This window comes from Klenkia terrae, assembly GCF_037083865.1.
Taxonomy (GTDB): Bacteria; Actinomycetota; Actinomycetes; order Mycobacteriales; family Geodermatophilaceae; genus Klenkia; species Klenkia terrae.
The window spans coordinates 77161-87721 of record NZ_JBAPLV010000020.1 but is presented as its reverse complement, the minus strand read 5'-3'; the positions used below and the strand labels follow the sequence as shown (position 1 = coordinate 87721).

Sequence of the window (10561 nt, the reverse complement as noted above, 5' to 3'; positions counted from 1 at the left end):
GGTCCACGTGGTGGACCCGCACGGCCCTGGGGACTAGGTCCCGCCGAGGGTCAGAGCAGCTCGAGGATGGTGGCGTTGGCCTGGCCGCCGCCCTCGCACATCGTCTGCAGGCCGTAGCGGATCCCGTTGTCGCGCATGTGGTGGACCATCGTGGTCATGATCCGGGCGCCCGAGGCGCCGAGCGGGTGACCCAGGGCGATCGCGCCGCCGACCGGGTTGAGCACCTTCTCGTCGGCTCCGATGTCGGCCAGCCAGGCCAGCGGCACCGAGGCGAAGGCCTCGTTGACCTCGAAGACGCCGATCTCGTCCAGGCGCAGGCCCGAGCGCTGCAGCACCTTCTTGGTCGCCGGGATCGGCGCGGTGAGCATGATGACCGGGTCGTCGGCGGCCAGCGCCACGCTGTGCACCCGCACGATCGGGGTCATGCCCAGCTCGGCGGCCTTCTCGCTGGTCATCATGAGCAGCGCGGCCGAGCCGTCGGAGATCTGGCTGGCGTTGCCGGCGGAGACCACGCCGTCGGCCTGGAACGGGGTCTTCAGCCCGGCCAGCGCCTCGACGCTGCCGCCGCGGCGGATGCCCTCGTCCCGGGAGACCTTGCCCTCGGGGGCGTCCACCGGCGCGATCTGGGCGTCGAAGCGGCCCTCGTCCTGCGCGGTTGCGGCCCGCTCGTGGGAGCGGAGGGCGAACTCGTCGAGCTGGGTGCGGGACAGCCCCCAGCGGGAGGCGATCATCTCCGCGCCGATGCCCTGGTTGGGGCTGACGCCGCCGTAGCGGGCCATGAACTGCGGGCCCATCGGGTCCTGGTCGCCGCGCGAGGAGCCCATCGGCACCCGGGACATCGACTCGATGCCGCCGGCCACGACGACGTCGTAGTGGCCGGCGACCAGCCCGGCGGCGGCGAAGTGCACGGCCTGCTGGGAGGACCCGCACTGCCGGTCGACCGTGGTGCCGGGCACCGACTCCGGCCAGCCCGCGGCGAGCACGGCGGTGCGGGCGATGTCGAAGGTCTGCTCGCCCGACTGCGAGACGCAGCCCCAGACGACGTCGTCGACCAGCACGGGGTCGAGGCCGGAACGCGCGGCGAGGGAGGCCAGCACGTGGGCCGACAGGTCGGCCGGGTGGACGCCGGACAGGCCGCCGTTGCGCTTGCCCACGGGCGTGCGCACGGCTTCGACGATGACTGCGTCGCGCATCGGGCGACTCCTCTCACGGGGCACCGGCTCCGCTGCCGGCGCTCGAACGGTCAGAGCTGACTGTAGCCCGGTCGGCCGGTCCGTGGGGAGGTCCACGGGGCGACGGCGGCGAGCAGCTCCGTGCGGGCGGTGGCCAGGGACGGTCCGTACCAGGTGAGCTGACGCCCGCTGACCAGCGCGGTCGGGGTGCCGGGGAAGGCCTCGGGCCCGTCGCCGGCGGTGAAGACGTAGGGCTCGTCGGGCAGCAGGACGAGGTCGGCGTCGACGTCGGCCGGCTCGAGCTTCGGGTAGCGCTCGGCGGTGACCGCGTTGGTGCACCCCAGCCGGGCCAGCAGGTCACCGGTGAAGGTGCGCGCACCGACCCACATCCACGGGTCCCGCCAGACCGGGACGGCGACCCGGGGTCCCGGGGGCGCCGGCTCGGCCCAGGCCTGCGTGGCGGCGGCCAGCCAGTCCGGCGTCCCGACGTCGAGCACCTCGTCGAACAGCCGGCCCATCGAGGTGAGTGCCTGCTCCAGGGTCTCGATCCGGGTCACCCACACCGGGATGCCGGCCGCCCGCAACCGCTCCACGTCGAGCTGCCGGTTCTCCTCCTGGTTGGCCACCACCAGGTCCGGGGTCAGGGCCGCGATCGCCGCCCGGTCGGGGTTCTTGGTGCCGCGTACCCGGGCGATGTCGAGCCCGGCGGGGTGGGTGCACCAGTCGGTGGCCCCGACCAGCCGCTCGGGCACGGTGACTGCCAGCGCCTCGGTCAGCGACGGCACCAGCGAGACGACCCGCCGCGGCGGCCGGGGGAGCGGCACCGGGGTGCCGAGGTCGTCGATCACCCCAGGTCGCCGGCGTCGGCGCGGAGCTCGCGGAGGACGTCGACCAGGTCGCGCACCCGGTCCGCGGGCAGGCCGGGGCGGGTGAACACCTCGCTGTTGAGGGAGTCGGTGGCCTTGGCCGCCACCCGCCGTCCCTCGTCGGTGATCGAGACGACCACCACCCGACCGTCGGACGGCGAGGGACGCCGGGTGACCAGCTCGGCCACCTCCAGCCGCTGCACCGCGTTGGTGACCGACGCCGGGTGCACCTGCAGCAGCGCACCGGCCCTGGTCATCGGCAGCGACCCCTCACGGGTGAACGACAGCAGCTGCAGCAGCTCGTAGCGGGCGAAGGTCAGCCCGAGCGGGCGCAGGACGGCGTCCACCCGGGCCAGGACGATCGCCTGCGCCCGCATGATCGAGGTGACCGCGAGCATCCCGTCCGCGGCGTCGCCCCACCCCCGCTCCCGCCACTGCCGGCCCGCCTCCTCGATCGGATCAGACATTGCGCCGGTACTGGCCGCCGACCTCGAAGAACGCGTCGCTGATCTGGCCGAGCGAGCAGCTGCGGACCGCGGTCATCAGCGCCTCGAAGACGTTGCCGCCGTGCAGGGCGGCCTCCTGCAGCGCGGCGAGGGCGGCCGGGGCCTCGGCGGCGTGCCGGGCGTGGAAGTCGGCCAGGCGGTCCAGCTGGGACTGCTTCTCCGACTCCGTGCCGCGGGCGAGCTCGACGGTGGCCGGCGCCTCCTCCCCGGCGTGCGGGTCCAGGAAGGTGTTCACCCCGACGATGGGCAGCGAGCCGTCGTGCTTGCGGTGCTCGTAGAGCATCGACTCGTCCTGGATCTTGCCGCGCTGGTAGCCGGTCTCCATGGCGCCCAGCACGCCGCCGCGCTCGGCGATCCGGTCGAACTCGGCCAGCACGGCCTCCTCGACCAGGTCGGTGAGCTCGTCGACGACGAACGAGCCCTGCAGCGGGTTCTCGTTCATCGCCAGGCCCCACTCCTGGTCGATGATCATCTGGATGGCCAGCGCCCGGCGGACCGAGTGCGCCGAGGGCGTGGTGACGGCCTCGTCGTAGGCGTTGGTGTGCAGCGAGTTGGCGTTGTCGTAGATCGCGCACAGCGCCTGCAGCGACGTCCGGATGTCGTTGAAGTCCATCTCCTGCGCGTGCAGGGACCGGCCCGACGTCTGAACGTGGTACTTCAGCTGCTGGGCCCGGGCGTTCGCGCCGTACCGCTCCTTCATCGCGACGGCCCAGATCCGGCGGGCCACCCGGCCGATGACGGTGTACTCGGCGTCCATCCCGTTGGAGAAGAAGAAGCTCAGGTTGGGCGCGAAGTCGTCGATCGACATGCCGCGGGCCAGGTAGGCCTCGACGTAGGTGAACCCGTTGGACAGCGTGAACGCGAGCTGGCTGATGGGGTTCGCCCCGGCCTCGGCGATGTGGTAGCCGGAGATCGAGACCGAGTAGAAGTTCCGCACCTGGTGGTCGATGAACCACTCCTGGATGTCGGCCATGCAGCGCAGCGCGAACTCCGTGGAGAAGATGCAGGTGTTCTGGCCCTGGTCCTCCTTGAGGATGTCGGCCTGCACCGTGCCGCGGACGTTGGCCAGCACCCAGGCGCGCACGTCGTCGGGGTCCTCGTCGGGGTGCTCGGCCAGCCGCTGGTCGATCGCGGTGTTGAGGAACATCGCCAGGATCGCCGGCGCCGGGCCGTTGATCGTCATCGACACCGACGTGGTCGGCGAGCAGAGGTCGAAGCCGCCGTACAGGACCTTCATGTCGTCGACGGTGGCGATCGAGACACCGGAGGTGCCGACCTTGCCGTAGACGTCCGGGCGCGGGTCGGGGTCGCGGCCGTAGAGGGTCACCGAGTCGAACGCGGTCGACAGCCGGGTCGCCGGCTGTCCCTCGCTCAGCAGCTGGAAGCGCCGGTTGGTCCGGAACGCGTCGCCCTCGCCGGCGAACATGCGGGCCGGGGCCTCGCCCTGCCGCTTGAACGGGAAGGTGCCCGCGGTGTACGGGAAGCGGCCGGGCACGTTCTCCGAGCGCAGCCAGCCGACGAGCTGGCCGTGGTCCTCGGTGCGCGGCAGCGAGACCCGGCGCACGTGGTTGCCCGACAGCGTCTCCCGGGTCAGCGGGACGGCGATCTCCTTGCCGCGGACGGTGTAGGTGTACTCCTCGCCGGAGTAGTCCTCGACCAGCTGCGGCCACTCCTCGAGCAGGTGACCGACCGCCGGCAGCAGGTCGATCGACTCTGCCTTCGCCCGGGCGGCGTCCGCGGCGTCGCCGTCCAGCAGCGCGGCGGCGGTGCCGAGGTGCTGCCGGTCCCGGGCGAGGGCGGCCTGCTCGGCCGTCGTCCGGTGGTAGCCGCGCACGGTGTCCGCGACGTCGGCCAGGTACCGCGCCCGCGCGGTCGGGACGACGCTGGTCAGCCCGGACGACGCCCGGACGTCGACCTGCGGCAGCACGCCGGAGCCCAGCGGCAGGCCCTTGCCGCCCAGCAGCGTCTTCAGCTCCTGGAACAGCGCGGTGACGCCGTCGTCGTTGAACCGGGCGGCGCTGGTGCCGAAGACCGGCATGGTCTCCCAGCTCTGGCCGAAGGCCTCCCGGTTGCGGACCATCTGCCGGGCGACGTCGCGGCGGGCGTCCTCGGCGCCGCGGCGCTCGAACTTGTTGATCGCCACGACGTCGGCGAAGTCGAGCATGTCGATCTTCTCCAGCTGCGAGGCGGCGCCGAACTCCGGCGTCATCACGTACAGGCTGACGTCGCTGTAGGGCAGGATCGCCGCGTCGCCCTGGCCGATGCCCGGGGTCTCCACGACGACCAGGTCGTAGCCGGCCGCCTTCACCGCGTCGATCACGTGGTCCAGGTGCTCGGGCACCTGTGCCCCGGCGGTCCGGGTGGCCAGCGAGCGGAAGAACGTCGAGCCCCGGTCGCCGGTCTCCAGCGCGTTCATCCGGATCCGGTCACCCAGCAGCGCGCCGCCGCCGCGCCGGCGGGAGGGGTCGACGGCGAGGACGGCGATCCGCAGCTTGTCCTCCTGGTCCAGCCGGAGCCGGCGGAGCAGCTCGTCGGTGAGCGAGGACTTGCCCGACCCGCCGGTGCCGGTGATGCCCAGCACCGGGACGTGCCGCTGCGCGGCCTCGGTGGCCAGCCGCTGCGCGAGCTCCGGGGAGCGGCCGGCCTCCAGCACGGTGATCGCCCGGGCGAGGGCAGCCGGGTCGCCGGTGAGCAGCGCCTCGACGTCGGGGCCCTCGGCGGCCAGGTCGACGTCGCAGGCCTCGATCAGGGTGTTGATCATCCCGGGCAGGCCCAGCTTCTGGCCGTCCTCCGGGGCGAAGATCCGCACGCCGCGCGAGCGCAGCAGGGCGATCTCCTCGGGCACGATCACGCCGCCGCCCCCGCCGAAGACCTGCACGTGGCCCGCGCCCTGCCGCTCCAGCTCCTCGCGCAGGTAGCTGAAGTACTCCACGTGCCCGCCCTGGTAGGAGCTCAGCGCGATGCCCTGCGCGTCCTCCTCCAGCGCCGCCCGGACGACGGTGGCCACGCTGCGGTCGTGGCCGAGGTGGACGACCTCGGCGCCCTGGCTCTGCAGCAGCCGGCGCATGACGTTGATCGCGGCGTCGTGCCCGTCGAACAGGCTCGCGGCGGTGACGAACCGGACGGGGTTCTGGGGCACGTGCAGATCGGTCACGAGGGGGTCCTCCGGCGCTGGATACGTGGACGTCCAAGCAACCTACGCGCCGGATGCTTGGACGTCCACGCAACGCCTCAGGCGGTGGCGGCCACCAGGCGGACGAACGCCGCCGACCGCTCCCGCAGCCCGGCGACCCGCTCGGCCACGCCGATCAGGTCGGCGGCCACCGTCGCCGGGTCGGGGTCGCGGCGCGGGGGTGTCCACCGGACGTGCGCGGAGCAGTCGAACTGCTCGCAGACCAGCGTGCCGACGGTGTTGCCGGCCTTGCCCGACGCCCCGCCCCGGCGGGCCGCGACGAGCACGGCCTCGGTGGTGCGGACGTCCTGGCACCAGGTGCACATCGCGCCGCGGCGGGTCCGGCCGCGCTCGGCGGTCGGGGTGCGGAACCGGACGCCGGTGGGGACGCCGTCCAGCTCGAGGACGACGTAGGCGAGCAGGGGGGCCTTGCGGTCCGACCAGCCCAGCAGGTCCAGGTCGGCCCACGGGACGGCGTCCAGGTCGGGCAGCGTGGCCGTGGCCGCCTCGCGGCGGGAGGCGTTGACGAAGGACGCGCGGATCTGCTTCTCGGTGAGGGGGTGCACAGCTGACTCCGGTGCGGGAGGAGGGGTGGGTGGTCGCTGAGCCCGCCCCGGGCACGCTGCCGCACCGGCTCCCGCGGGAGTCGTCGGTGGTGCGGTCAGCGGCGCCGGACGCGGGTCCGGCTCGAGGTCGTGCAGGCCATCGCGGCCACCTCGCTCCCCGCGGGACCCGCCCGCACGCACGTCGCCGTCCACCGTGGACGGCCGTTCAGCACCCTACGACGCCACCAGGTCCGGTGCACGCAGGTTCGCGGGGCGTGGCACCGTGGGCGGCACACGTCGAGCAGGAGGCACAGTGCAGCGGATCGCGGTCATCGGTGGCGGGACGATGGGGGCCGGCATCGCCGAGGTCAGCGCCCGGGCGGGGTGCGACGTCGTCGTGGTCGAGGCCGACCCGGCCGGCGTCGAGCGCTTCCGCGCCCGGCTGGAGAAGTCGCTGCAGCGCGCCGCGACCTCGGGCCGGCTCAGCCAGGAGGACGCGGACGCCGCGTTCGCCCGGGTCGACGTCGCCACCGAGCTGGAGGCCACCGCGCAGTCCGAGCTGGTCATCGAGGCCGCGCCGGAGGTCGAGTCGCTGAAGCTGGACCTGTTCCGGAAGCTGGACGACATCCTGCCGCCGGACGCGCTGCTGGCCTCGAACACGTCCTCCATCCCGCTGGTGAAGATGGCCAGCGTCACCAAGCGGCCGGACAAGGTCGTCGGCGTGCACTTCTTCAACCCGGCACCGGTGCTGCCGCTGGTGGAGATCGTGGCCAGCCTGCTGACCAGCGACGAGACCCTGGCGACCGTGACCACGTTCGCCGAGGACCAGCTGGGCAAGACCACGATCCGGTCCAAGGACCGGGCCGGGTTCATCGTCAACGCCCTGCTGATCCCCTACGTGCTGTCCGCGATCCGGATGATGGAGTCCGGGTTCGCCTCCGCCGAGGACATCGACGCCGGCATGGTGCAGGGCTGCGCCCACCCGCAGGGGCCCCTCGCGCTCGCCGACCTCATCGGCCTGGACACCACCGCCGCGGTGGCCCAGTCGATGTACGCCGAGTTCAAGGAGCCTCTGTACGCCCCGCCGCCGCTGCTGCTGCGGATGGTCGACGCCGGACTGCTGGGTCGCAAGACCGGCCGCGGGTTCTTCCCCTACACGCGCTGAGGGGTCCGCTGCAGCAGGGCGAAGAGGTCCTTGGGGTCGGCCGGGTCGGCGACCAGGTCGAGCTCCTGGCCCCACGGGGTGCCCCGGACGGCGTCGCGCAGCCAGCACAGCACGCTGAAGTCCTCGACGGCGAAGCCGACGGAGTCGAACAGCGTGACCTGCTCGGCCGACGTCCGGCCGGGGCGGGTACCGGCCAGCACCTGCCACAGCTCGGTGACCGGGGAGTCGGCCGGCAGCACCTGGATCTCGCCCTCCACCCGGGTCTGCGGCGGGTACTCCACGAACACGGTGGCGGCCTCGACGAGGGGGCGGGGCAGCTCGGTCTTGCCGGGGCAGTCGCCGCCGATGGCGTTGAGGTGCGTGCCGGGGGCGACCGCGTCGGCGTCCAGCACGGTGGCCCGGCTCTTGTCCGCGGTGCAGGTGGTGACGACGTCCGCGCCGGTCACCGCCTCGCGGGAGCTGCCGGCCACGTGCACGGTGAAGCCCAGCGGCTCCAGGTTGGCGACCAGCTTGGCGGTGGCCGCCGGGTCGGGGTCGTAGACGCTCAGCTCGGTGATGCCCAGTGCCCAGCGCATGCCCAGCGCCTGGAACTCGGCCTGGCTGCCGGCACCGACCAGCGCGAGGCGGGTGGCATCGGGTCGGGCCAGCGCGCGGGCGGCGACGGCCGAGGTGGCCGCCGTCCGGATCGCGGTCAGCAGCGTCATCTCGGCCAGCAGCAGCGGGTAGCCGGTGTCCACGTCGGCCAGCGCGCCGAACGCGGTCACGGTCTGGAAGCCGCGCTCGGGGTTGGTCGGGTGCCCGTTGACGTACTTGAAGGCGTAGGTCTCCCGGTCGGCGGCCGGCATCAGCTCGATGACGCCGACGGGGGAGTGGCTGGCCACCCGCGGGGTCTTGTCGAACTGCTCCCAGCGCAGGAAGTCGGCGTGCACCCGCTCGGCGACCTGGCCGATGGCCCGCTCCACCCCGGTCGCACCCAGCACGGCGGCCGTGTCGGCCACCCCCACGAACGTCGTCACGACAGCTCCTCCACATCGGTGCGGACACGCATCTCGGCGGTGCAGCACTTGACGCCGCCCCCGCCCTTGGCCAGCTCGGACAGGTCCACCCCGACCGGCTCGTAGCCCCGCGCGGCGAGCTGGGCGGCCAGCCCGGTCGCCGCCACGGGCAGCACGACGTGCCGGCCGTCGCTGACCCCGTTGAGGCCGAGCACCAGCGCGTCGGCCAGGTCGGCCTCCACGGCGTCGGGGAACAGCGTGCGGACGACGTCCTGGCCGGCCGCCGAGAAAGCGCCGGGGAACCAGGCCACCGTGGTGTCGTCCAGGGCCATCAGGCAGGTGTCCAGGTGGTAGAACCGCGGGTCCACCAGCTCCAGGGTCACGACCGGGCGGCCGATCAGGGCGGCCAGCTCGGCGTGCGCGGCGCGCGTCGTCCGGAAGCCGGTGCCGGCCAGCACGACGTCCCCGACGACGACGAGGTCGCCCTCGCCCTCGGAGACCTGCTCGGCGACGTGCACCGGGATGCCCAGCTCGGCGAGCAGGTCGCGGTGGTGCGCGGCCTCGGCGGCGCGCTGCGGGTGGGCGAACCGGGAGCCGTAGGCCACGCCGTCCACGACGAGGGCGCCGTTGGCGGCGAACACCATGTCCGGCAGGCCGGGGACGGCGGGCAGCACGTCCACCCGGTGGCCCAGCGAGCGGTACAGCTCCACCAGGTCGGCCCACTGCTGCAGCGCGCGGTCGGTGTCCACCGGGGTGCTCGGGTCCATCCAGGCGTTGATCGCGTAGACGACGTCGAAGTACGTCGGCGGGCAGACGACGTAGTGCCGCGTGCGCGCCGTGCGGACGGCGGACGGGGCGGGCAGGGCGGTGGGCGCGGACACGCAGGTGCTCCTCGGCTCGGGTGATGTCCATGGTCCGGCCTGCGGTGCGCGCAGGCGATGCCCGCGGATTGCGTGTCGGCAGCGATCCGTTGCTTGTGCGAGGCACCTGGTGCAACGATTCGCCGGTGGAGACCTTCGACGACATCGACCGGGGCATCGTGAACCACCTGCGCCGGGACGGGCGGGCGACGTTCGCCGAGGTCGGGGAGGCGGTGGGGCTGTCCGCACCGGCCGCCAAGCGCCGGGTGGACCGGCTGGTCGGGTCCGGGGCGATCAGCGGGTTCGCCGCGATCGTCGACCCGGGTGCGCTGGGCTGGTCGACGGAGGCCTACGTGGAGGTGCAGTACTCCGGCGTGGTGTCCCCGGCGCGGCTGCGCGCCGACTTCTCCGACATCGCCGAGGTGGTCAGCGCCTGGACGGTGTCCGGGGTGGCCGACGCGGTGCTGCACGTCCTGGCCCGCGACATCGGGCACCTGGACGCCACGATCCAGCGGGTGCGTGCGCTGCGCGGGGTGACCGGCACCCGGACCGACATCGTGCTGGCCCGGTTGTTCCAGCGCAGCCCGGACTAGCCCGCGACCGGCCCGAACGCCGCCGCCGGGCCGGTGGCCCGCTCGGCCCGGGCCAGTGCCCGCAGCGCGGTCGGCGTGCCGTGCTGCCGGGCGGACAGCACCGCCAGCAGCGCCAGCGCGGGGTGGGTCAGCTCGTCGTCCAGGTCCGGCAGCGGGAGCTGCACGCTGGCGGCGAGGTCGTCGGCGTGCACCAGGACCTCCATCGCCCGCACCACCAGGAAGTCGTCGGTGGACACCGAGCAGTCCTGCCAGGGCACGTAGGTCGTCGGCCCGGCTGCGGCCACCGCGTCGGGGAGCCAGGCCGTGCTGCGCGCGAGCACGGCGACGGAGTCCGCCTGCCCGCCGGCGGCCATGGCGTCGAAGTCGTCGCGGATCGAGGTGTTCTCCGGGGCGTCGACCGGGGCGGTGAACCAGTCGGTGCGGCGGTACAGCTCCACGAGGGTCACCACCGGGGCGTGCGACGGGGGCGGGAGGATGCCCAGGAACTCCACGGCGGCCTCGAACTGGCCGACCAGGTGCCGGGCCACCCCGCCCACCGTCATCCCGGGCAGCGCGGACTCGCGGTCCCAGGCGGCGGCGACCTCGGGCGCGCCGACGAGCGGGGCGAGGGCGAGCGCGGCGCGGTGCAGGGCGGTCCGGTCGACGGTCCCGGCGAAGGTCAGCGGCACGGCCCGACCCTAGGGATCC

10 protein-coding genes are annotated in these 10561 nt (G+C 73.7%); 2 read left to right on the top strand and 8 right to left on the bottom strand.

What is annotated here, in order from left to right:
- Positions 1-50: 50 nt before the first annotated feature.
- The 5 genes from UXQ13_RS17275 to UXQ13_RS17255 form a co-directional block, all read right to left on the bottom strand.
- Positions 51-1193 carry a thiolase family protein gene (locus UXQ13_RS17275; RefSeq protein WP_336392590.1) on the bottom strand — a complete coding sequence of 381 codons (1143 nt, stop codon included), beginning with the start codon at positions 1191-1193 and terminating at the stop codon, positions 51-53.
- A 50-nt stretch (positions 1194-1243) separates the two neighbouring features.
- Positions 1244-2020, bottom strand: a complete 777-nt coding sequence (locus UXQ13_RS17270) for a helical backbone metal receptor (protein WP_225233314.1) — start codon at positions 2018-2020, stop codon at positions 1244-1246.
- Positions 2017-2505 (bottom strand): MarR family winged helix-turn-helix transcriptional regulator, encoded by a 489-nt coding sequence (locus tag UXQ13_RS17265; protein ID WP_225233313.1) that lies wholly within the window; start codon positions 2503-2505, stop codon positions 2017-2019. The genes UXQ13_RS17270 and UXQ13_RS17265 overlap by 4 nt, the downstream gene beginning before the upstream one ends.
- A complete protein-coding gene (gene icmF, locus UXQ13_RS17260) occupies positions 2498-5698 on the bottom strand; it encodes a fused isobutyryl-CoA mutase/GTPase IcmF (protein ID WP_225233312.1) in 3201 nt (1066 codons plus the stop codon). The genes UXQ13_RS17265 and icmF overlap by 8 nt, the downstream gene beginning before the upstream one ends.
- A gap of 77 nt (positions 5699-5775) precedes the next feature.
- The gene (locus UXQ13_RS17255; RefSeq protein ID WP_225233311.1) at positions 5776-6282 is read right to left on the bottom strand and encodes an FBP domain-containing protein; all 507 of its coding nucleotides are present in this window, start codon (positions 6280-6282) and stop codon (positions 5776-5778) included.
- A 292-nt stretch (positions 6283-6574) separates the two neighbouring features.
- On the opposite strand from UXQ13_RS17255, the gene UXQ13_RS17250 reads away from it, so the two are divergent.
- Positions 6575-7426 (top strand): 3-hydroxybutyryl-CoA dehydrogenase, encoded by an 852-nt coding sequence (locus UXQ13_RS17250; RefSeq protein WP_263639368.1) that lies wholly within the window; start codon positions 6575-6577, stop codon positions 7424-7426.
- On the opposite strand, the gene UXQ13_RS17245 is transcribed toward UXQ13_RS17250, so the two are convergent.
- Both UXQ13_RS17245 and ddaH read right to left on the bottom strand, forming a co-directional pair.
- Positions 7414-8442: an ornithine cyclodeaminase gene (locus tag UXQ13_RS17245; RefSeq protein WP_225233309.1), complete on the bottom strand. Its 1029-nt coding sequence runs from the start codon at positions 8440-8442 to the stop codon at positions 7414-7416. The genes UXQ13_RS17250 and UXQ13_RS17245 overlap by 13 nt on opposite strands.
- Entirely contained in the window at positions 8439-9302 is an 864-nt protein-coding gene (gene ddaH, locus UXQ13_RS17240; protein ID WP_225233308.1) for a dimethylargininase, read from the bottom strand. Before ddaH ends, UXQ13_RS17245 begins: the two co-directional genes overlap by 4 nt.
- Positions 9303-9427: 125 nt before the next feature.
- Between ddaH and UXQ13_RS17235 the strand changes: the two genes are divergently transcribed.
- Positions 9428-9874: an Lrp/AsnC family transcriptional regulator gene (locus UXQ13_RS17235; protein ID WP_225233307.1), complete on the top strand. Its 447-nt coding sequence runs from the start codon at positions 9428-9430 to the stop codon at positions 9872-9874.
- Here the strand turns inward: UXQ13_RS17235 and UXQ13_RS17230 are convergent.
- Positions 9871-10542, bottom strand: a complete 672-nt coding sequence (locus UXQ13_RS17230; protein ID WP_263639367.1) for a maleylpyruvate isomerase N-terminal domain-containing protein — start codon at positions 10540-10542, stop codon at positions 9871-9873. The two genes, UXQ13_RS17235 and UXQ13_RS17230, sit on opposite strands and share 4 nt — an antisense overlap.
- Between the last annotated feature and the right edge of the window lie 19 nt (positions 10543-10561).